At 36.9% G+C, this 22,342-nt stretch carries 24 protein-coding genes and 1 other annotated feature; of the genes, 19 read left to right on the top strand and 5 right to left on the bottom strand.

Annotation, left to right across the window (positions count from 1 at the left end; translation table 11 throughout):
- The first annotated feature begins 19 nt into the window (after positions 1–19).
- Complete coding sequence (locus tag MKY02_RS21385) at positions 20–496, top strand: acyl-CoA thioesterase (protein WP_038178972.1); 477 nt, start codon at positions 20–22, stop codon at positions 494–496.
- 49 nt (positions 497–545) lie between these two features.
- Here the strand turns inward: MKY02_RS21385 and MKY02_RS21380 are convergent, their stop codons facing one another.
- On the bottom strand, positions 546–1,157 hold the full coding sequence (locus MKY02_RS21380; RefSeq protein ID WP_038178973.1) for a histidine phosphatase family protein: 612 nt from the start codon (positions 1,155–1,157) through the stop codon (positions 546–548).
- A gap of 106 nt (positions 1,158–1,263) precedes the next feature.
- Here MKY02_RS21380 and MKY02_RS21375 point away from each other — a divergent pair, with 106 nt between their 5' ends.
- The 6 genes from MKY02_RS21375 to MKY02_RS21350 all read left to right on the top strand — a co-directional run bounded on the left by MKY02_RS21375 (position 1,264) and on the right by MKY02_RS21350 (position 6,103).
- Positions 1,264–2,211: a hypothetical protein gene (locus tag MKY02_RS21375; RefSeq protein ID WP_340711661.1), complete on the top strand. Its 948-nt coding sequence runs from the start codon at positions 1,264–1,266 to the stop codon at positions 2,209–2,211.
- Between the two features lie 148 nt (positions 2,212–2,359).
- The gene (locus MKY02_RS21370) at positions 2,360–3,139 is read left to right on the top strand and encodes a hypothetical protein (RefSeq protein ID WP_038178977.1); all 780 of its coding nucleotides are present in this window, start codon (positions 2,360–2,362) and stop codon (positions 3,137–3,139) included.
- Entirely contained in the window at positions 3,136–3,501 is a 366-nt protein-coding gene (locus MKY02_RS21365) for a GntR family transcriptional regulator (RefSeq protein WP_038178979.1), read from the top strand. Before MKY02_RS21370 ends, MKY02_RS21365 begins: the two co-directional genes overlap by 4 nt.
- A gap of 2 nt (positions 3,502–3,503) precedes the next feature.
- Positions 3,504–4,214 carry an ABC transporter ATP-binding protein gene (locus tag MKY02_RS21360; protein WP_038178982.1) on the top strand — a complete coding sequence of 237 codons (711 nt, stop codon included), beginning with the start codon at positions 3,504–3,506 and terminating at the stop codon, positions 4,212–4,214.
- Complete coding sequence (locus MKY02_RS21355; protein ID WP_038178983.1) at positions 4,204–5,127, top strand: ABC transporter ATP-binding protein; 924 nt, start codon at positions 4,204–4,206, stop codon at positions 5,125–5,127. Before MKY02_RS21360 ends, MKY02_RS21355 begins: the two co-directional genes overlap by 11 nt.
- On the top strand, positions 5,105–6,103 hold the full coding sequence (locus MKY02_RS21350) for an ABC transporter permease subunit (RefSeq protein WP_038178985.1): 999 nt from the start codon (positions 5,105–5,107) through the stop codon (positions 6,101–6,103). Before MKY02_RS21355 ends, MKY02_RS21350 begins: the two co-directional genes overlap by 23 nt.
- 169 nt (positions 6,104–6,272) lie before the next feature.
- On the opposite strand, the gene MKY02_RS21345 is transcribed toward MKY02_RS21350, so the two are convergent.
- Positions 6,273–7,583, bottom strand: a complete 1,311-nt coding sequence (locus MKY02_RS21345) for a globin-coupled sensor protein (protein ID WP_246832144.1) — start codon at positions 7,581–7,583, stop codon at positions 6,273–6,275.
- Positions 7,584–7,905: 322 nt separating this feature from the next.
- Here MKY02_RS21345 and MKY02_RS21340 point away from each other — a divergent pair, with 322 nt between their 5' ends.
- A complete protein-coding gene (locus MKY02_RS21340) occupies positions 7,906–8,109 on the top strand; it encodes a hypothetical protein (RefSeq protein WP_038178987.1) in 204 nt (67 codons plus the stop codon).
- Between the two features lie 40 nt (positions 8,110–8,149).
- On the opposite strand, the gene corA is transcribed toward MKY02_RS21340, so the two are convergent.
- Both corA and MKY02_RS21330 read right to left on the bottom strand, forming a co-directional pair.
- Entirely contained in the window at positions 8,150–9,112 is a 963-nt protein-coding gene (gene corA / locus MKY02_RS21335) for a magnesium/cobalt transporter CorA (RefSeq protein ID WP_038178989.1), read from the bottom strand.
- A 148-nt stretch (positions 9,113–9,260) separates the two neighbouring features.
- The gene (locus MKY02_RS21330; protein ID WP_038178991.1) at positions 9,261–9,530 is read right to left on the bottom strand and encodes a hypothetical protein; all 270 of its coding nucleotides are present in this window, start codon (positions 9,528–9,530) and stop codon (positions 9,261–9,263) included.
- Between the two features lie 151 nt (positions 9,531–9,681).
- On the opposite strand from MKY02_RS21330, the gene MKY02_RS21325 reads away from it, so the two are divergent.
- The 6 genes from MKY02_RS21325 to radA all read left to right on the top strand — a co-directional run bounded on the left by MKY02_RS21325 (position 9,682) and on the right by radA (position 16,481).
- Positions 9,682–9,987, top strand: coding sequence for a DUF4870 domain-containing protein (locus MKY02_RS21325; RefSeq protein WP_038178993.1), 306 nt, complete (start codon positions 9,682–9,684; stop codon positions 9,985–9,987).
- Positions 9,988–10,378: 391 nt separating this feature from the next.
- Positions 10,379–10,849 carry a CtsR family transcriptional regulator gene (locus MKY02_RS21320; RefSeq protein ID WP_340711660.1) on the top strand — a complete coding sequence of 157 codons (471 nt, stop codon included), beginning with the start codon at positions 10,379–10,381 and terminating at the stop codon, positions 10,847–10,849.
- A gap of 66 nt (positions 10,850–10,915) precedes the next feature.
- Entirely contained in the window at positions 10,916–11,428 is a 513-nt protein-coding gene (locus MKY02_RS21315; RefSeq protein ID WP_340711659.1) for a nucleotide excision repair protein, read from the top strand.
- Positions 11,418–12,539: a protein arginine kinase gene (locus tag MKY02_RS21310; protein WP_038178999.1), complete on the top strand. Its 1,122-nt coding sequence runs from the start codon at positions 11,418–11,420 to the stop codon at positions 12,537–12,539. The genes MKY02_RS21315 and MKY02_RS21310 overlap by 11 nt, the downstream gene beginning before the upstream one ends.
- On the top strand, positions 12,529–14,967 hold the full coding sequence (locus tag MKY02_RS21305; RefSeq protein ID WP_038179001.1) for an ATP-dependent Clp protease ATP-binding subunit: 2,439 nt from the start codon (positions 12,529–12,531) through the stop codon (positions 14,965–14,967). Before MKY02_RS21310 ends, MKY02_RS21305 begins: the two co-directional genes overlap by 11 nt.
- Before the next feature lie 137 nt (positions 14,968–15,104).
- A complete protein-coding gene (radA, locus tag MKY02_RS21300) occupies positions 15,105–16,481 on the top strand; it encodes a DNA repair protein RadA (RefSeq protein WP_038179003.1) in 1,377 nt (458 codons plus the stop codon).
- 42 nt (positions 16,482–16,523) lie between these two features.
- Here the strand turns inward: radA and MKY02_RS21295 are convergent, their stop codons facing one another.
- The gene (locus tag MKY02_RS21295; protein ID WP_038179005.1) at positions 16,524–17,186 is read right to left on the bottom strand and encodes an acetate uptake transporter; all 663 of its coding nucleotides are present in this window, start codon (positions 17,184–17,186) and stop codon (positions 16,524–16,526) included.
- Positions 17,187–17,496: 310 nt separating this feature from the next.
- Between MKY02_RS21295 and MKY02_RS21290 the strand changes: the two genes are divergently transcribed.
- The 5 genes from MKY02_RS21290 to cysE all read left to right on the top strand — a co-directional run bounded on the left by MKY02_RS21290 (position 17,497) and on the right by cysE (position 22,338).
- Complete coding sequence (locus tag MKY02_RS21290; protein WP_038179007.1) at positions 17,497–18,597, top strand: PIN/TRAM domain-containing protein; 1,101 nt, start codon at positions 17,497–17,499, stop codon at positions 18,595–18,597.
- 63 nt (positions 18,598–18,660) lie between these two features.
- Positions 18,661–19,350 carry a 2-C-methyl-D-erythritol 4-phosphate cytidylyltransferase gene (gene ispD / locus MKY02_RS21285; protein ID WP_038179009.1) on the top strand — a complete coding sequence of 230 codons (690 nt, stop codon included), beginning with the start codon at positions 18,661–18,663 and terminating at the stop codon, positions 19,348–19,350.
- Between the two features lie 2 nt (positions 19,351–19,352).
- On the top strand, positions 19,353–19,829 hold the full coding sequence (ispF, locus tag MKY02_RS21280; protein ID WP_076034959.1) for a 2-C-methyl-D-erythritol 2,4-cyclodiphosphate synthase: 477 nt from the start codon (positions 19,353–19,355) through the stop codon (positions 19,827–19,829).
- 76 nt (positions 19,830–19,905) lie between these two features.
- The gene (gene gltX / locus MKY02_RS21275; protein ID WP_038179013.1) at positions 19,906–21,366 is read left to right on the top strand and encodes a glutamate--tRNA ligase; all 1,461 of its coding nucleotides are present in this window, start codon (positions 19,906–19,908) and stop codon (positions 21,364–21,366) included.
- Between the two features lie 49 nt (positions 21,367–21,415).
- Positions 21,416–21,639, top strand: a binding site (T-box leader).
- Between the two features lie 51 nt (positions 21,640–21,690).
- The gene (gene cysE / locus MKY02_RS21270; RefSeq protein ID WP_038179016.1) at positions 21,691–22,338 is read left to right on the top strand and encodes a serine O-acetyltransferase; all 648 of its coding nucleotides are present in this window, start codon (positions 21,691–21,693) and stop codon (positions 22,336–22,338) included.
- The last annotated feature ends 4 nt before the right edge of the window (positions 22,339–22,342 follow it).

The following is a 22,342-nucleotide window of genomic DNA, read 5'->3' as shown; positions in this document are numbered from 1 at the left end:
CTAGGAGCGTGTTTAGAAAATGACAGAAGCAATTCCAATGAAAGAGTCCCGTACTATACAATCGAAATTAGTCCTGCCTCCGGATACAAATCATATGAATTCTATTTTTGGAGGAAAAGTTTTAGCTTATATTGACGAAATTGCTGCAATTACATCAATGAAACATGCAAAAAGTGCTGTTGTTACAGCTTCTATTGATTCAGTTGATTTCGTATCACCAGCCCATGTAGGTGATGTTTTAGAACTAGAAAGTATAGTGACTTCTACTGGTCGATCTTCTATGGAAGTTTATGTACGTGTAATTTCCCGAGATTTATTAACAGGAGAACAAAAATTAACTACGGAATCTTTTGTAACAATGGTTGCAGTTGATGAAAATGGCAAACCTACTCCTGTGCCAGGTGTGTTCCCTGAAACAGAAGCGGAAAAACGACTATTCGATTCGGGACCTGCACGCCGCGAGCATCGTAAAGCAAAACGATTAATGCCACACTGATAAAAAGCCGTCCTTCATGCATGAAATCATGTATAGAAGGACGGTTTTTTTATTCGAAATGTGAAGTGTCACCAATCATTTTAAAAGTGGCTTGTCCATCACTATCTATTTCTACAACGGTTAAGCTCGTACCGTGTATAAAAGGGGGATCCCAAAGAGAGTTTAATGAATTCCCTTTAAAATAGTTTATAAGTAATTTTTTTACAACGCTATGTGTAACGATTAAGACGTTTCCTTCTAGGTCTGCTTCAATTATACGATTTAAAACTGAAAGAACCCGCTTTTCAACATCGTGGAAACTTTCCCCGGATGTGGGTTTGAACTGATCGGGCTGCTCATAATATGCCACATACTGGGTGGGAAATGAGGATTCAATATTACTTAAAGTCATTCCTTGCCATTCTCCCGCATTAATCTCTCTTAAATCATCGTCTAAAATGGTTGTCACTTCGCGTTCCTTTAAAAGAATTTCTGCTGTTTGTACAGTGCGCCCGCTTGGACTAATATAGGCGGCTGAGAAAGGAGTATTCTTTAATTTTTGAGCTAATTTCTCCGCATCTTGATGTCCTTTTTCTGTTAAAGGGGAGTCAGACCAACCTTGCATCCTCTTTGCTACATTCCACTCTGTTTGTCCATGTCTTGTTATATATAAAGTAACCAAAAAGATCACCCTCTCACGATTATTCTATTAGTTTATCAAAATAACTGAAACCATTTCATTAACTTTTTCGTATGTTAATAAAAGGCAATTATGGGGAGTTGAATAAATGTTGCAACAAATAGACGGTCGACAAGCAGAATTAAAGCTTGAAATGGATAAAAGAGATAAAGTTTTGCGTCGTCAAATTGCGCTTCAAGAACAACTTGAAGAGATAGGAAGACGTTCAGAAAGATATTATAGAAAGTTACAGAAAGAAACAAAGGATGTCGATAAACTAGATCGATTTTCGTTTTTAAATATGTTTAGAACTTGGACAGGCAAGCAGGATGAAATTCGCTTAAAGGAATTGTCGGAAATGGCATCAGCCGAAGCGAAGTGGCGTGAGGCTGAGAAGATGAAAGAGACTTTACAAGCTGATTTAGCAGAGATACAAACAGAACTTTATAACCCTAGATGGAAAAATATTGAAGACAGATGGTCTGCAATTATTAAGGAAAAGGAAGATTTTATTTTCAAAAATAATTTACCAGAGTGTCGTCTATTGGGAGACTTGTATGAAGAAAGAACGTTACTAACGACTTTACGCCGAGAAATTAAAGAAGCAATGAAAGCTGGGGACGTAGCGAAGAGATCACTGCAGTTTGCTTTAAAACGATTAGATAATGCTGAAGGTTATTCTACATGGGATACGTTTTTAGGAGGTGGTTTTATTGCGACTGCTTTAAAACATGGTGAATTAGATGATACCGAAAATGCTATACATAAAGCGCAGGTCGCACTTCAAAATTTCCAAACAGAATTATTAGATGTGAAGGAAATCCAAGCTGGAAATTTACAAGTCGATAGAGGTTCATTTATAACATTTGCAGACTATGTGTTCGATGATATTTTCTCTGAATGGTCTTTGCATTCGCGTATTAAATCATCACAAAGGCACGTAGAACAAACATTGAATCAAGTGATTGCTACTTGTGATGAACTTTGGAAGCGTTTTGAAATGACAGAGGAGAAAGAAACGCAAATTCAGAAAAAAATAGATGCTATTTTAGGGTGAAGTAAACTTAGTAATAGCATGGGATGAAACGTTTAAATGAATAACATTTTGACCAGGTGTTTAGTAATTAAAATACAATATTACTTGCTTTTTCCCTTTTTTTAGGTGTACTATGTTACTAGTACACTGGAACATGTGAGGGATACTTATGGAAAAATGGAAAGGCCTTTTTCAAAGAGAATGGTTATTATATCGTTCTTGGATATGGGGAGTTATATTGGCCACTGTGGTAACAATTTTTCTGATACCGGTAGGACTTATGAAGATGTTCGACTGGGATGGGATGTATGTAGGAATCGCACTTGTGTTGACAGGTTTATGGGTGCTCTTACAGAGTTTTATCGTATTGATCCAATTCTGTATCAGTTTAAATCAAGATGCTAAAAGAATAGACGTCTGGTTACATACACCTGCTACGACGGGGCAAATTATAAGCTCTAAAATTGCTTTTAGTATCCTTTTTGAAATTGTTGTGTTTACCGTGTTGGGTGTATTGGGTATTACTTTGCTAGTAGCTAGCCATATAGCTGAATTAGGAGAGTTAATTTTACTTGGGATCCATCTTCTACTTCTACTCGTTTCAAACTCGTTGTTTATGTTTGTTGTCGTGTTATTGTTATGGATTTTCCATATGAAAATGAGACATTACACAGGGAAATTTACTGGGTTTATTACCGTGGTCGTTGGAATTGTAGCCACTTTACTTTGGTCAAAAATGTTAGAGCTAGCATGGATGGAAAAGTGGCTTTATACGTTTGAAATCAAATCGACTGTAGTTGAGAAAGTGGTACCAAAGATTACTGATATCCCAGGCACACTAGAAATTCAGAATCTTTATTTAGGTTCTATTCTATTTTATGCCATCGTAACAATTCTCTTCTACGTTATAGCGTTAAAGTGGTTCGACCGAGGAGTTGAACAACGATGAGTGTAGATTTTTTGAAGGATAAACCAATTTATCAACAGCTTGTAGATCGTATATGCGGTGATATTATTCGTGGAAGCTTAAAATCGGGAGATCGCCTTCCATCAGTTAGGGAGTATGCTGTTGAAGCCGGGGTTAATGCGAATACAATGCAGCGTGTATACAAGGAGTTGGAGCAAATGGATATTACGGAAACGAAGCGTGGTCAAGGTACATTCGTGACGGAAAACCGTGAGCGACTAGCTGAATTACGCGAAGAGATGAAGCTAGGATTAGTTGAAAGCTTTATTCATAACATGGAGTCATTAGGCTTTACTCAAAGAGAAATGATAGAGGTACTGCAATCAAAGGAACGAGGTGAGTAAGTATAATTACAGTTGATAAAGTCTCAAAAAAATATGGCAAAAAAACTGTATTATCCGATGTTTCTTTTACCATTCCAAAAGGAAAAATTATTGGGTTAGCTGGAGAAAATGGTAGTGGTAAATCTACACTGCTAAAAATCATTGCTGGTTTATTACATCCTACGAGTGGAAGAGTACAGCTAGATGGTAGAAGGTCAAATCGAGGAAGTGCTGAGCACATCGCTTACTTACCTGACTTGGATTTATTTTATCCATACTTTACGGGAGAAGAACTTTTTCGATATTACGACACGCAATTTGTAGACTTCCATTATGACAAAGCTTGTATTGTGGCGCAATTTTTGAATATTTCATTAGATGTAAAATTAAAGAATATGTCAAAGGGTAGTCGTGGGCGTGTGAAGATGGCAGCTACACTAGGGCGAGATGCATCTTATTATTTAATGGATGAACCATTCTCGGGTTTTGACCCACTTGTACGAGAGAATTTGATTAAAGGGCTAATTCAATTTACAGATTCAGAAACACAAACAATTTTTCTTTCGACTCATGAAATTAGGGAAGTTGAGCCTTTGTTGGATAGTATTATCGTTCTTCAAAAAGGAAGGATTGTAGGTCAGGAAGAAATTGAAAACATCCGTGAAATATACAACCAAGATACGATTACATGGTTGAAAAATTTATTGAAGGAAGGTGACAAAGTTGGACAATAAACCAATTGTTGAACTCAAGAATTTATCAAAAACAATTAAAGGTAAGAAGATTATCCATGATTTAAATTTAGCTTTGTATCCCGGTCAAATTACGGGCTTTTTAGGACCAAATGGTGCTGGGAAAACGACAACAATCCGTATGATGGTAGGGCTTATGAAGCCGACGAGCGGTGAGGTTTTCATCGATGGGCAGTCGGTCCAAAATCATTTTGAGGAAGCGATTAGCAAAGTAGGTGTAATCGTAGAAAACCCTGAGATGTATAAATACTTATCGGGCTATAAAAACTTGGAACATTTCGCTCGTATGAATAAAAACGTAACAAAAGAGAGAATTAACGAAGTTATTCGCCAAGTAGGTTTAGAAAATCGTATTCGTGAAAAGGTATCGACGTACTCGTTAGGGATGCGTCAACGTTTAGGTTTAGCACAGGCTTTGCTAAATAAACCGAAGTTTTTAATATTAGATGAACCTACGAATGGCTTGGATCCAGCAGGTATTCGAGAATTCCGTAACTACTTACGTAAAATTGCGGAGGAGGAAGGCGTCGCTGTTTTCGTATCAAGCCACTTACTCTCTGAAATAGAATTAATGTGTGACAGAATTGCAGTTATCCAAAATGGTAAGTTAATTGATATGCGTGAAATGAAAGATGATGAGCAGTCACACTATTATATTGAAACAGAACAAAATGCTAATATCACGACAGTCTTTGCTGATGCGGGTATTGCTTTTGAACAGCATGAAAAGGGATGGCTTGTACAGGCAGAGAAAACACAAATTCCAGCAATAGTGCAGTCGCTTGTTGCAAGTGACATTAATATTTATGCAATAAATCCTTATCATAAAACGTTAGAAGATCAATTCTTAGAAATGACAGGAGGTGGCCAAATTGCTGAAACTAATTCAAAATGAGTGGATGAAGTTATGGCGTAAAAAAGCCACTTGGATTATGTTAATCATGCTCATAGTAATAGTAATTGGTATGGCTGGGTTAAATAAGTGGATATCCTCTAAGTATGGTTCTACGGAGGATTCAACAGGTGGAACAGTGACAATAGAAAATGCTGAAGGAAAAGATGCACCAAAGTTGAGTTGGAAAGAACAGGAAAAGGCTATTGTTGCTGAAAATGACAAAATGCTAAAAGAAGATGGTCTATCTAAAGATGAAAAAGAAGATCTAATCGAGCAAAAAAGTATTTCAGAGTATCGCTTGAAAAATGATATTGCACCTGAAAGTGACATGAGTACGGAAAGTTTTGTGTTAAACTCTAGTGGTATGTTGTCGCTAGTTACAATGTTTGTTGTCGTTATTGCAGCCGGAATTGTGGCAATTGAATTTTCAGAAGGCACAATTAAAATGCTATTAACGAGACCAGTAAAACGTTGGAAAATACTCACTTCTAAGTTCGCGACAGTATTATTATTTGGAATAGTAATGGCAGCAGTCACGTGGATTACTTCCACCATAATTGGTTTTATGTTATTTGATACAAGTGGTGAAAGTTACTTGAAATGGAATGGCAGTGAAGTGGTAGAACAGTCAATTTGGCTACGCTCATTGTATTTATATTTAATTTCATCAGTTAATATATTCGTAACTGCAACATTTGCATTTATGATTGGATCTGTTTTCCGTTCAAATGCATTAGCAATTGGGATTTCAATGTTCCTATGGTTTATGGGAAGTACTATTGTTGTTTTCTTAAGCAAATATGAAATAGTAAAATATTTATTCTTCACATATACGGATTTAACACAATTTGTAAATGGTTATGTGATAGTTGAAGGTACAACAATGGCATTAGCGTTAGCCGTGTTATCTGTTTATGTAATTATTTTCATGGTGATTAGTTATATTGTTTTCACTAAACGAGATATTACAGCGTAATAGAGTGTAGTTAGGGCGGATAAATGATGTCAGAAATGATGTGCATTATAGCAATCATATTAGTTGGAGTTCTCTTTATATTTGGTGGTTTTTATGGAATAAAGAGATTTTATCAATAGTATAAAACAGGCTGTTCACTATGAAACTCATAGCGAACAGCCTGTTTTTATTAATTTAATTGGCTTGTAATTTCAATTAGATGGTCAGATGATGCAGATACTTGAGCAGCTCCTTGGCTCAAATCTTCAAGTAAATGAGAAATACTAGTAATGTCTTTAGTAGTATTTTCATTTTTTTCTTTTATACCTGCAACCGCCTCTGCAATTATGTTAAATGATTGAGAAAGGGTACTTTGCATTTCAACACCTTTAGAGATTTGAACATCGACATCCTTAACTGAACTGGACATATTCTCAATGTTATTTTCAGTGTCTTTAATAAGAAGTGATACATTTCGAACAGCACTCTTCGTTTCCTCAGCTAATTTACGTACTTCATCAGCTACGACAGCGAAGCCTTTACCATGTTCGCCCGCGCGAGCTGCTTCAATCGACGCATTTAATGCAAGCAAATTAGTTTGATCTGCAATGTCTGTTACTAGACGAACAATTTGTGTGATTTCATTAGAAGAAATACGTAGTCTATTCATAGTCTCATCTAATAAAGTGACGCTTGAAGACATTTTGTTCATCAATTTTGTTTGTGCGTCTAATAGCTCTCTGCCACTATCAGATTTTTCTTGAGTAGAAGTTACGAACATTAAGCCTTGTTGAGTTGATTGAGCAATGTCATCTGATTGGCTAGCTAAAGATTGTAGAGAAGCAGTTGTTTCTTGGCTAATAGCACTAAGCTCTTGTGCCGTACTTTGAACTGAGATGACAACTTTTTGTTGCTTTTCATCTGAATTATCCCTAATACGATCTTGTTCATTTTCATAAGCCTCAATAACTAGCTGTTGTTCGAGATTTATTAACTTTGAAAATGCACTAATTGCTAAAGTCGACTCCTTAGTACTGAGTTCTAGATCATTAACAAAATGAATGAAAGATGTAGTTAAAGATTGAAATGAATTGATATACCACTTTGATTGAAGTCCTATGCGAACATGTACTTGTGCAATAATTTTGCGTTGTTCAATGTAAGCATCGTTAATATTACATTCAAACATTTCAGATAGGTGACGTTTTAAAGTTACTTTTAATTTGTTGATTTCAGAATGCTTTTTAATAATTCCTATTAAAGTGTCTGACTGGCTAATAGCCTCATAAAATTTCTCGACCATTTCGTTGATAAGATTTTGAGTTAATGGTTGTAGTTGCTTTAAAATAGCTAAATCTTGCTTAGTTAGATCTAATAATTGAAATTGTTTTTGTATATCATGATGTCTAGTCACATTTAAAGTAACTTGATTCATATAGTGCTCTGTTTGAAAATAGGGTTCTTTTTCTTTTCTAGTTCTTTTCATTGTCCAAATTGACACGTCAATTTCTCCATTCTACTATAAGCGAAGTTTAGTTTATGATGATTCTATTCTACCATTTTTAACGTATCTATAGACATAATATAGATTTCTTTTTATTGAGAATTTAGTAATATTTAATTAATAAATAAGGAATTTTGAAGTTAATATTAGAGGTATAAAGTAATGCGCCGAGTATTTGATGGATCTACTTATAAAAAAGCACCTTTAAAACTGACACAGAGAAGTGAACAAACGATGTCACATATTATTTCACCGTGTTCTTGTAGGTTGTCCATGCTACAATAAAAGAAATGTCTTGAAGAAAAGGATGTATTGGTCAATGGATCGTAAGCGAGGGATGAAATTTGCTTTACCAATTATGGCAGTTGTAGTGGTATCGGCGTTGATGTTATTGAATAAGGATTATACAGACGTTCCTTTGAACTCACGTATAATGATTGCCTTAGGTGCAGCATTATTTTCGGGTGCCATTTCTTTTGTATTATTTGGTTTAAAAGATGCTAAAGACGATGAACTAAAGTAAAACGCAAACTCTCCTTAAATTGTGGAGAGCCTGCGTTTTTTTATGGTTTGAATAAGTCGAACCAACCTTTGTATTTGAACCAAACTAACATAGATATGGCAATAATAAGCATAATAGCTAGAACGATAAAGTAGCTGTAATGCCAATGTAATTCGGGCATATTTTCAAAGTTCATACCGTATACACCAGCTATAAAGGTTAGTGGAATGAAAATAGATGAGATAATGGTCAAGATCATCATAATGCCGTTCATGCGACTGGCATTCATAGACATATGACTATCTCGCATATCAGCAGTAAGCTCACGGTTTGATTCAACCATTTCTGTTAGCTTTATCAAATGGTCATGAATATCGACAAAGTAAGCACGTTCGGATTTGATCAATGTAAAGCGTTCGGAGTTTAAAATACGATATAAAAGGTCGCGCATAGGTAAAATGGTACGTCGAATATGAAGTAAATCACTACGTAAATCAAATACATAGCGCATAGATTTTGTGTTGCTTTGATAATTTAGCTCGTCCTCAATTGTATTTAAATGATCTTCAATGTTGTAGACCATTGGGAAATAGCTATCTACGATTTTATCTATTGCTTGATAAGCGACGAAAATAGCGCCACTTTCCCAATACTGTGGTTGATCATGTATACGTGAACGGACGATATCAAATTCAGGAACTGGCGATTTATGAAAAGTCACAATAAATTTTTCGGAAACGAACATATTGACCTCTTCGGCTTCAAAGGTCTCTTCGTTTAACTTATGCGCAACCAAAAATTGGTAGTCGTCATAATAATCGAGTTTTGGTCGTTGTAATCGCATTAAACAGTCTTCAATAGCTAGTGGGTGAAAGTGAAAGAATGTGTCTAGCAGTAGTTCTTCTTCCACAGTAGGTTCATCAAAATCAACCCAATACCATTCAAAAGGATTATTTCGTAATTCTTCTAGCGGAAAATTAATTTTTAGTTCTTGATTATTAGTAATGCCAAGGGTCCGAATCATAGATCGTCCTCATTTCAACTAGTGTATAACTATCCTCTCATAAACGGTATCGTATTGTCACGGGAAGATGCTGAATGAAACATAAGATAAATAGAAATAAAAAAGAGGGCGCTTATGCATAGCTGCCCTCTTATATATTTTATGGTATTTATTTATCACTTAGGAAAAGGCTTGATAAAAATTGATCTCGATGACTTTTATCGGTTGAGTCTTCGATAGTATTCTGATCTTGATACAGAACATCTGACTCACTTATTGAATTGATGATTTTTATTTTATGCTCAATGGTTTTAGAGCATGAGGAAGTTTTAGATTCGCAATCATTTGAAAATGAATTTTTCAATAAACAATAAGGCATTACAATGAAAATGATTAAGCATAATGCGATGCTACCGATGAATAATAATGCTTTTTTCAAAGGAAAAACTCCTCTCTTACTTTTGTTACTTCAGAGGACGAATCGAAATAAAGAATGTTCCTTTTTTTTATGAGGATATGAAACTAATGGATTTTTTAATCGTATAAATAGAATAAGAAACATATTAATTTATGAAAGTGAGTTGCTCTAAGTGGAATCTAAAGGGTTAAAAGTGATTCTTCACGCAAGTGCATTTTTTGCGCCGTGTTTAGTGCCAATCCTATTCTATATTTTTATTGAAGATAAACAGATTAAGCGTTTGTCCATTCAAGCGCTATTGTTCCAATTTGTTATGTGGGTATTAGTCATTGTATCAGGGATATTTAGTTTTTTATTAATTGGACTTCCGTTCTTAGTAGTCTTTTTGATTATGGGCGTTGTCATTCCAGTAATAGGTATTGTAAAGGCTCTTAATGATACAGAGTGGAATTACCCGATTGTTGGGAAATGGTATTGATTTGAAAAACCGCGATGGCAATTGCTGTCGCGGTTTTTGTTTTGACCGAATATTAGATAAGTGAAACGGGTATCTTGAGAAAGTAGGATGTTTTTCGAGCAACTGTTACGATGGGACGACTAAGATTTACGATCTTCCTTAAAATGAGTGTTTTTAGTACTTCTTCTGCTCACCAGCCTCGACATGGCTCCGAGGTAACTGCCACTTTCTTGAACGAAAACTGAAAAGACATTTTCGATTTGAAGGTATGGGTGCTTCTCGAGGCTAAACAGGTACCTTACACATTTCAATGAGCATTTCAATTGCGTGTTTTTTATTAGGCTGTGTATAATGTAATCAAATATAGTCAAAGATAGTCAAAGTCAGTGATGCAAGCGAGGTGGAATTTGAAATGCGTAATATCTCTGACATAATAGAAGGTTATTTGAAAGAGGTTATCGAATTAGGTGGAGAGGGACATATTGAGATTAAACGGAGTGAAATTGCTGATAAATTTCAATGCGTACCCTCCCAAATTAATTATGTGATAAATACTCGATTTACCGCCGAGCGTGGCTATTTAGTTGAAAGTAAACGTGGCGGTGGAGGATATATAAGAATTTTACGTGTTAAAGCTAGTTCAAAGGCGGATTTAATTGACCAAGTGATTGAGCAAGTGAACGAAGGTGCTTCACAAACTATGACGAATGATTTAATTTTCCGTTTAATTGACGAAGGTGTAATTACGAAAAGAGAAGCTAAAATGATGTTAGCAGCTCTTAATCGTTCTGTGTTACGAATAAATTTACCGGTACGTGATGAGCTTCGCGCGCGTATCCTACAAGCAATGCTACTGACTATAAAATATGACAAGCAATTGTAAAAGAGGTGCGAGGGTATGATTTGTGAAAACTGTAAACAAAGACCGGCCACTATCACGGTGACACAAATGAAGAATGGCAAAAAAACGACAAGGCATTTCTGTGAAGTGTGCAATAAACAACTTGATTCTTTCCATTTGAACCTCGATTTTAATGCCGATCCAATTTCAATGCATAAACTTTTTTCAAATTGGTTTGGTACACCGAGTTGGTCAGTTGCAGCACCAAATGTAAATGAGCAGAAAATGCAGGAACAGGAGAATTGTCCTGAATGCGGCATGACATACCATCAATTTTTGAACGAGGGAAAATTTAATTGCCCTGGTTGTTATGAAACTTTTAAAGAGCAGTTACCTCAGGTATTAAAACGTTTGCATAATGGAGCAGTGGAACACATTGGAAAAGTGCCAGGATCTATTAATGAGCTATATCAATTAAAAAGACAAATCGAGGCAATTCGGTTGGACATGAAAGTGGCCATAGAGGAAGAGCGGTTTGAAGATGCAGCGGCAATGCGGGATAATGTCCGTACTCTTGAAAAAAAGTTACAAGTAGGGGGTGAGTCTCAAGATGAACATTGAGCACTTTTTACACAATCCAACGACCAATTGGATGCAAGAAGAAGGACAATATGGTGATATCGTCATGAGTACTCGCATCAGGTTAGCTCGTAACTTAACAGATTTCCGTTTTCCAAGAGCTTTTTCTGATGAAGAGGCAATGCAAATTGATAAAGCTGTTTCGAATGTATTGATTGATGCAGATGATGAGGAAGAACAACATTTTCAGTTCTCTTATTTTTCATTGCATGACATGCCTGCATTACAGCGTAAAGTATTAGTAGAAAAACATTTAATCAGTCCTCAGCTTGCAGATAAAGAGAGAGTTGGATCGGTTTTGCTGTCAAAAGATGAATCGATTAGCGTAATGATTAATGAAGAGGATCATATTCGTATACAATGTTTACAGCCAGGTCTACAACTAGAAAAAGCTTATAAAAGCGCAGATCAAATTGATCGTCTATTAGAGCATCATTTACCTTATGCTTTTGATGATACATTTGGTTATTTAACAAGTTGCCCTACAAATACAGGAACGGGTTTGAGGGCGTCTATTATGATGCATCTACCTGCATTAACTATGACAAACCAAATTGGTTCTCTCATAAGTACGATGCCACGACTTGGTATGGTTGTGAGAGGAATGTATGGTGAGGGGACGGAATCGGTAGGCAATTATTATCAAATCTCCAATCAGATCACACTTGGTAAATCAGAAAAGGATATTTTATTAGACTTACAAAGTGTAACTGAACAAATTATTCAAAAAGAGACAGAAGCACGTACTGCATTAATAGAACATGCATCAATCGCTTTAGCGGATCGTCTCAATCGTTCATTGGGAACTTTACTATATGCCAGAATTTTAACGAGCGAAGAAGCAGCAAATTGTTTATCTAACGTTCGATTGGGTATATATTTGGGTATAATCCAGAATATACCTATTGCTGTTTTGAACGAATGTATGCTTTATATGCAGCCTGGCTTTTTACAACAACATGCAGGTACTACACTTCAACCAAACGAACGAGATGTGTACCGAGCAAGTTTGTTGCGAGAACGATTGCAATGCAATAGAGAATTAAAAAAAGGTCAATCTGACGAAGAGGGAGAGGATTCTTATGATGTTTAATCGATTTACTCAACGCGCACAAAAGGTGCTTCAATTGGCACAAGAAGAAGCCATTCGTATGAAACATGAATCAATCGGTACAGAGCACATTTTACTTGGCTTAATTCGTGAAGGTGGCGGTATAGCAGCTAAAGCGCTTGAAGCAATTGATATTAGCTCTGAAATGATAGAAGAAGGTATTGAGGAGCTAGTTGGTGTAGGTACAAAAGACGTTGGTCCAATCGTGCATTACACACCTCGTGCAAAGAAAGTAATCGAACTATCTGTCGATGAATCACGTAAACTAGGTCACTCTTATATTGGTACAGAGCACTTATTATTAGCCCTTATTCGTGAAGGAGAAGGCGTAGCAGCTCGTGTTTTAAACAACGCAGGAGTTAGTTTAAATAAAGCGCGCCAACAAGTGTTACAGTTGTTAGGTAGTCATGATCATGCACAAAATGCAAATAGTGCTACACAAGCTGCAAGTACACCAACTTTAGATAGCTTGGCACGTGATTTGACTCAAGTTGCAAGAGATGGCAGCTTAGATCCAGTGATTGGCCGTAGTAAGGAAATTACACGAGTTATTGAGGTGCTATCACGCCGTACTAAAAACAACCCAGTTTTAATCGGGGAACCAGGTGTCGGTAAAACGGCAATTGCAGAAGGCTTAGCTCAACAAATCGTAAACAATGAAGTACCTGAAATTTTACGAGATAAACGTGTTATGACACTTGATATGGGAACAGTCGTGGCGGGTACAAAATACCGTGGTGAATTTGAAGATCGCTTGAAAAAAGTGATGGATGAAATTCGCCAAGCAGGTAATGTTATTCTCTTTATTGATGAACTACACACATTAATTGGCGCAGGTGGAGCAGAAGGTGCTATTGATGCATCGAATATCTTGAAGCCATCTCTAGCGCGTGGGGAATTACAATGTATCGGTGCTACAACATTGGATGAATATCGTAAATACATTGAAAAGGATGCAGCATTGGAGCGCCGTTTCCAACCAATTCAAGTCGATGAACCAACTGTTGAAGAAGCCATACTAATTATTAAAGGTTTACGTGATCGCTACGAAGCGCATCATCGTGTGAAAATTACGGATGAAGCCATTGATGCGGCTGCGAAAATGTCCGATCGTTATATTTCGGATCGTTTCTTACCAGATAAGGCTATTGATTTAATTGATGAAGCGGGATCAAAAGTAAGGTTGCGTTCTTATACAACTCCTCCAAACTTAAAAGAACTTGAGCAAAGACTAGAAGCGATTCGATCAGAGAAAAACGCATCTGTTCAAAGTCAGGAATTTGAAAAAGCGGCTTCGCTTCGCGATACTGAACAAAAATTAAAAGAAGAATTAGAATCTACAAAGAAAACGTGGAAAGAAAAGCAAGGTAAAGAAGAATCCAAAGTAACTGTTAATGACGTGGCCGAAGTAGTTTCTGTGTGGACGGGGATACCGGTATCGAAGTTAGCACAAGAGGAATCTGCTAAATTGCTAAACCTTGAAGAAGAGTTGCACAAACGCCTTGTTGGTCAAACTGAGGCAGTTGAAGCCATCTCTAGAGCAATCCGCCGTGCACGTGCAGGGTTAAAAGATCCGAAGCGTCCAATCGGTTCATTTATTTTCCTTGGACCAACTGGTGTTGGTAAAACAGAACTTGCTCGTGCATTAGCAGAAGTAATGTTTGGTGATGAAGATTCTATGATCCGAGTTGATATGTCTGAGTACATGGAAAAACATTCGACTTCGAGACTTGTTGGCTCACCTCCAGGATATGTAGGATTTGAAGAGGGCGGTCAGTTGACAGAAAAAGTCCGTCGTAAACCATATTCAGTTATTTTACTAGATGAAATTGAAAAGGCACATCCAGATGTTTTCAATATTCTATTACAAGTATTAGAAGATGGTCGTTTAACAGATTCTAAGGGACGCGTAGTAGACTTTAGAAATACAGTTGTTATCATGACATCAAACGTAGGTGCTTCAGAACTTCAATATAGAAAATCACTCGGTTTTAGCTCAGCTAATGCAAAAGACATACACAAAGATAATAAGAGTGTTACAATGTCAGAATTGAAAAAAGCATTCCGCCCTGAGTTCTTAAATCGTATTGATGAGATGATTGTCTTCCATGCATTGCAAAAAGAAGAATTAACGAAAATCGTTGCACTAATGGCAAAACAATTGACAAAACGTTTGCAAGAACAAAATATCGAACTAGAGTTAACTGACGCAGCTTTAGATAAAATCGCTAAAGAAGGCTATGATCCACAGTATGGTGCTCGTCCTTTACGTCGAGCAATACAAAAACATGTGGAAGACCGTTTATCTGAAGAGATTTTAAAAGGAACAGTGCTAACAGGTCAGCGTGTCATTTTCGATGTTGAAAACGATGAGTTTGTTGTAAATATTAAAGAGTTTGTAACAAAATAATTCATTCTAACGATGAAATTGTGTAGTTAGCTACTTAGTTCATCAAAGGTCTGAAAAAGCAGGGCATTCCGAACAACATGTTTGGAGTGCCTTGTTTTATAATAGAGAGAACAATAGAAGTATTAGTGGGAGGAAATATGGTTAAAAAGAAAACGAAATTTTTATGTAATTCTTGTGGCTATGAATCACCAAAATGGATGGGAAGATGTCCTGGGTGCGGTGAATGGAATAAGATGGTGGAAGAAGTAGAAGTCATTTCTAAAGGACCTAGAGGAGCGTTCCAGCACTCATCAAGTACTTCTCAAAAGGCTATGCCAATTATTTCGATTGAGACAGAAGATGCACCTAGAGTTGAAACGGAACTAAATGAGTTAAATCGTGTACTTGGTGGAGGAGTAGTGCCAGGTTCTTTAGTGTTAATTGGTGGCGACCCTGGAATCGGTAAATCCACACTACTTTTGCAAGTTTCGGCGTTGCTTTCTAATAAAGGTCATAGGGTACTCTATATTTCAGGTGAGGAATCTATTCGCCAAACAAAATTACGTGCAGAGCGACTAGGTGTGAAGTCAGCTGAGTTATATATTTACTCTGAAACGAATTTGGAGTTTTTAAATCAAACAATAGAGGAAGTTCAACCAAAGTTTGTCATTGTTGACTCCATTCAAACCGTACATCATCCAGAAGTAACTTCTGCACCAGGTAGTGTATCACAAGTGCGTGAATGTACTGCTGAGTTAATGCGAATTGCTAAGACAAAAAATATTGCTATTTTTCTTGTTGGACATGTAACGAAAGAAGGGCAAATAGCAGGTCCACGTATTTTAGAACATATGGTAGATACGGTTCTTTATTTTGAAGGAGAGCGTCATCATACGTATAGAATATTACGTAGCCAAAAAAACCGTTTTGGATCAACGAATGAAATTGCCATCTTTGAAATGCTACAGGGTGGTTTAAAAGAAGTATTAAATCCTTCTGAATTGTTCTTGCAAGAACGTTCGCAAGGGGCTGCGGGTTCTAGTGTCGTTGCCTCTATGGAAGGGACACGCCCAATACTGGTTGAGATCCAAGCTTTAGTGACACCTTCAAGCTTCAACTATCCGAAACGTATGGCTACAGGCATTGATCAGAATCGTGTATCCTTGTTGATGGCAGTACTTGAAAAACGTATGGGTATGTTGTTACAAGCTCAAGATGCATATATTAAAGTAGCAGGTGGCGTAAAATTAGATGAACCGGCAATCGATTTAGCAGTCTTAACAAGTATTGTTTCAAGCTATCAGGACCGTGCTGTGAGTGCAGGAGATTGTATTATTGGTGAAGTAGGTTTAACAGGTGAAGTGCGTCGTGTATCACGTGTGGAGCAGCGTGTTCAAGAAGCTGCAAAGCTAGGCTTTAAACGAGCTATTGTTCCTGCTTCTAACATAGGGGGTTGGGATTATCCAGCGGGTATTGAAGTAGTTGGGGTAGAGACGGTAAACGAGGCGCTGAAACTTTGCTTCCGCGATTTATGATGTAGTGAAATGAAAGCGACAACCAAAAGGTTGTCGCTTTTTCTAAAATGTTTGGTTATTTGTTTGTAAGTGAGCGGTTTTTTCTTTTTCTACTGGTTTAGTAATAATTCCGAAAGGTTTACCTAAAGGTAAAAATTCGAAACCAAAATGTTTGTTCAAAACATTTGCACCAGCACCGTATAAAGATAGGATTGCAATGCCAAACTCAGAATAAGCTGCTAGAAGGTGCATGCCGTGTTCCATGATGCCAAGAGAACTTAGTGATAAGCCAACAAATAAAAAATTGATTAAGAAAAAAATGAAAAATAGTACTTTATTTGTTTCTAATGCACCAATGGTCATGAATATTGTAAAAACAAGGTACCCTATGTATACGAACCCTAATTGATGTACATCAGCACTTTCTTGTAACGTTAATCCAAAAGTTCCAGATTGAACAAACCAAGAAGTAGCCACCGCCATCCAAAAAAGTCCATAAGCTCCGAAAGCAGTAGTACCGAATGTATTATTATGTTTAGAATCTAGTATAGAGGCATAAAATTGTGCGATACCGCCTAAGAATATTGCCCAGGGAATGACTAGACCCACACCTTCAGTCCACCCTAATTTTTGAGATGAGGCTACAAGTGTAACGATGGCTAGTCCAAAAAGTCCGATGCCTGATGGGTCTGCAGTTGTTATTTTAATATTTTTTGTTTGATTCATAACAATCCTCCTGTTTTGCGTTGTGAATTTTCTCGAATATGAAGATTGTAACCGATTTCAAGAAATGTGACATAACGATGTCACATTTGACTAAAGGATGGTCATTAACAAGAGGGATTTCTGTTGTAAAGAGCATATTTTGTTTAATTTATAAATTAAGTTTTTTGTGTAAAAAGTTGTTTTTTCTAGATGATTGAAAATGAAAAGTAGAAAAAACAAGCAATTAAAATGATTTGAATTGTCCAAGGGGTTTGCCGAGCAAATAAAAGGGAAACTATGTATAATTAAAACTATAAAGGAGGTGTTCATTTTGTTGAAAATAGTTATTCAAGTTGCTTTCTTATTTATCGGAGGTACGTTGGGTTTATTATTTTTACCGCCATTATACGAATTCATTCATTTATCCTCAAACCCATGGCTAAATAATCCATATGTGTCAGTTACAATTGGCGCATTCATTTTATTTGGATTTTCATTTTTATTTTCCGATTCATGTGTCCGTTTTATTCGTTGGATGGAAGACAAGTTATTGAAAGCTCCAGTTGGTGATTTGTTATTTGGCACATTAGGTTTGATTGTAGGATTAATTGTGGCGTATTTTGTTGGGTTTTCGATTGATAGTATACAACTTCCGGTCATTACGACAGTTTTACCGATATTGTTATCTATTGTTCTTGGGTATTTAGGGTTTCAGGTAGGTTTTAAAAAACGTGATGAATTACTTCATGTGTTTTCCGCAGCAAGAGCAAATAATTTAGCTAAAAAGAAAAGTTCTGATGAAGTTGCTTCAGAAACACCAGCAACTGCTTATAAACTACTAGATACGAGTGTTATTATTGATGGGCGTATTGCTGATATTTCGAGAACTGGTTTTATAGAAGGTACATTAGTCGTTCCGCAGTTTGTGTTAACAGAATTACAACATATTGCAGATTCTTCAGATACACTTAAACGTACCCGCGGTCGTCGAGGTCTTGATATTTTAAGAACTTTACAGGATGAACGGGCAACGGATATTTTGATTACAGAAGTTGATTTTGATGATATTCAAGAAGTGGATTTAAAATTAGTTCGTTTAGCTAAAAAAATGAGTGGTCAGATTTTAACTAACGACTTTAATTTAAATAAAGTATGTGACCTCCATAATGTGGCTGTTCTGAATATTAATGACTTAGCCAATGCTGTAAAACCTGTAGTTATTCCAGGTGAAGAAATGCATGTAGTTGTTATCAAGGATGGTAAGGAACACAATCAGGGTGTGGCTTATTTAGATGATGGTACAATGATTGTCGTTGAGGAAGGGAAATCCTATATTGGGCAAGCAATTGTAGTCGTAGTGACAAGTGTTTTACAAACTTCTGCTGGTCGTATGATTTTTGCAAAACCAAAAAGTGGCGGTAAAGTAGCATAATAGAAAACAAAAAGAGACAGGGCAATTTGCCTTGTCCTTTTCCATGAGTAGGACGTGAAAATTTTGAAGCAATATGACGTTATTTTGCCTGCAGCCGGTAGCGGTAAGCGTATGGGTGCGGGACATAACAAATTGTTCTTAGAACTACGTGAAAAGCCAATATTAATCCACACACTGGAGGTCTTTGAACAAGACTCTGCATGTAAGGGAATTTGGTTAGCGGTAAAACCTGAAGAACGAGAATATATCCAATCGCTCCTTGTGAAATATAATATTAAAAAAGTTAAAGCATTACCGGATGGCGGAGCAGAACGCCAAGATAGCGTGTATTCTTGTGTTAAAAAAGTAGAAGATGGTGAAATTGTACTCGTTCATGATGCTGCTAGACCGTTTATCACAATTCCGGTTATTCACAAGCTAGTAGAGGCTGCAGAAGAGAAGGGTGCGGTAATTGCTGGTGTGCGTACAAAGGATACGATGAAAAAAGTTGAAAATGGTGTCATAGTTGAGACGGTAGATCGTTCTAACTTATGGATGATTCAAACACCTCAAGCATTTCAGTTTACAATTTTACAAGAAGCAGAAAATGCGGCTGAGAAGGATCAATTTTTAGGAACCGATGAGGCTATGTTAGTCGAACGTTTAGGTCAGGTTGTACATATCGTTGAAAGTAGCTACGATAACGTTAAAATAACAACAAAAGAAGATTTAATATTTGGAGAGGCGATTTTAAGCCAACGTATAGGAGGATAACTATGTTTCGAGTAGGACAAGGGTTTGATGTACACGCATTTGAAGAAGGTCGACCATTAATTATCGGAGGTATTACAATTCCTCATGAAAAAGGTTTAGTAGGTCATTCGGATGCTGATGTTTTATTACACACAATAACGGACGCTGCTTTGGGGGCAATCGGAGAAGGGGATATCGGTCGTCATTTCCCAGACACAGATCCTGCATTTAAAGATGCTGACTCAGCAAAGTTATTAGAATATATTTGGGAAATCGTTGAAAGTAAAGGATATGTACTTGGTAATGTAGATTGCACAATCATGGCACAACGACCTAAAATGGCACCATATATTGAACCTATGCGTAATCGAATTGCGGAACTCTTAAATGCAGAACCGGATCAAGTAAATGTCAAAGCAACAACTACTGAAAAACTAGGATTCACAGGTCGCGAAGAAGGAATTGCTTCAATGGCAACCATTTTACTAATAAAAAAATGACTTCCTTTAAATTTTAAACTTGCAGTGGTAAAATGAACGAAGTGAATTTTTGCAGGAAAACTAGGAGGATTATATCATGACTAAAAAAGTTCGTGTTCGTTATGCACCAAGCCCAACAGGACATTTACACATTGGTGGCGCACGTACAGCTTTATTTAACTACTTATACGCAAGACACCATAACGGAGATTTTATCGTTCGTATTGAAGATACAGATATCGAGCGTAATATCGAGGGTGGCGAAGCTTCTCAATTAGATAACTTAAAATGGTTAGGTTTGGAGTATGATGAATCAGTTGATATCGGTGGACCTTATGCGCCGTATCGCCAAATGGAGCGTTTAGACATCTATCGTGACCATGCTCATCAATTAATTGAAAAAGGTATGGCTTATAAATGCTTCTGTACATCAGAAGAATTAGAAGCTGATCGTGAAGTACAAAAGTCAAATGGTGTAGCTGCTCCAATGTACAATGGGAAATGCCGTCATTTATCTGCTGAAGAAGTTGCAGCAAAAGAAGCTGCTGGTGAAGCGTTCACAATCCGTATGCGCGTTCCTGAGGGAGTTACATACAAATTCGATGATTTAGTTCGAGGTGAGGTATCATTCGAATCTAAAGATGTTGGTGATTGGGTACTAGTCAAAGCAAATGGAATTCCAACATATAACTATGCAGTTGTATTAGATGATCACTTCATGGAAATGACTCATGTATTCCGCGGTGAAGAGCATTTATCAAATACACCGAAACAATTAATGATTTTTAATGCGTTTGGTTGGGAAGCTCCAAGTTACGGTCATATGACTTTAATTGTTAATGAAAATCACAAAAAATTATCAAAACGTGATGAATCTATTATCCAATTTGTTTCGCAATATCGCGATCTTGGTTATTTACCAGAAGCGATGTTTAATTTCTTCGGTTTATTAGGCTGGTCACCAGAAGGCGAAGAAGAAATCTTCTCTAAAGAAGACTTCATCCGCCTATTTGATGAAAAACGTCTTTCAAAATCTCCATCTATGTTTGATAAACAAAAATTAACGTGGATGAACAACCAATATATTAAAAAATTATCTCAAGAAAAAGTAGTAGAACTGGCATTACCTCATTTACAAAAAGCAGGTCTATTACCAGCTGAGTTAACTGAAGAACAACATGCTTGGGCATCTGATTTGATCGGCCTCTATCATGAACAAATGAGCTTCGGTGCTGAAATTGTTGAGTTATCTCAATTGTTCTTTACGGAGGAACTTGCATACAATGAAGAAGAAAGAGAAATATTAGCCGGTGAACAAGTTCCAGAAGTAATGGCTTCATTCAAAGTACAATTAGAGGCTTTAGAAGAATTCGAACCAACGGCTATTAAAGCAGCGATTAAAGCAGTGCAAAAGGAAACTGGTCACAAAGGTAAAAACCTATTCATGCCAATCCGTGTGGCTACAACAGGTGAAATGCATGGTCCAGAACTTCCAAACTCAATAGCATTACTAGGTAAAGAAACTGTCATTAAACGTGTCGAACAATTTATCAAGTAATTTAGTTTGCTTTTTTCCAGCTTCATTGTAAAATGGAGCTACTATCGATAAAAAAGCGTTGAAGAGGAGAAGTATGTAGAGCAAGCTCTTTAGAGAGGACCATCACCGGCTGAAAGTGGTCTGAGCCAATGTAATACAGAAATGCACCTCTGAGCACTAAGCTGAACTTTAAGTAGGCTTAGTCGGTAAGTCACCGTTATAGACTTTAAGCGGGAAGTATTTCTTTAGATGCTTCCAACCAGAGTGGAACCGCGCATATCCAGCGTCTCTGTCCTATAGGGCAGAGGCGTTTTTATTTTGAAAAAAGAGGGGAGCTTTGAATATATGTTCAAAACTATAAGGGAAGATGTTGCGACGATTTTTGAAAATGATCCTGCTGCACGAAGCACCTTGGAAGTTGTGCTAACTTATTCTGGTTTGCATGCGGTTTGGGGACACCGCATCGCACATGCTTTTTACAAGAGGAAATTTTACTTTATGGCACGTTTTATCTCTCAGGTAAGTAGATTTTTCACTGGGATTGAAATTCATCCAGGTGCCAAAATCGGTCGCCGTTTCTTTATTGACCATGGAATGGGTGTTGTTATTGGAGAGACATGTGAGATTGGCAATGACGTTACCTTATATCAAGGGGTTACACTTGGTGGTACAGGAAAAGAGAAAGGGAAACGTCACCCAACACTAGAAGATAATGTACTTGTTGCAACGGGTGCAAAGGTGCTTGGTTCAATAACGATTGGTGCAAATAGCAAAATTGGTGCAGGTTCTGTTGTGTTAAAAGCTGTACCACCCAATGCTACAGTAGTTGGCATTCCAGGGAAAATTGTCATTCAAGACGGTATCAAAGTAGAGAAGAAACAAAAACTAGATCATCAAAATATTCCAGATCCAGTAGAAGATCGTTGTTCTACGTTAGAACGGAAAATAGAAGAACTCCAACAACAGATTGGACTAAGCAAAAAGGAGATGTAAATTA

Source organism: Viridibacillus sp. FSL R5-0888 (assembly GCF_038009105.1).
In the GTDB taxonomy this organism is placed as follows: Bacteria; Bacillota; Bacilli; order Bacillales_A; family Planococcaceae; genus Viridibacillus; species Viridibacillus arenosi.
Note: the sequence above shows the minus strand (reverse complement) of the source record. Positions and strands in the feature narration are given on the sequence as shown.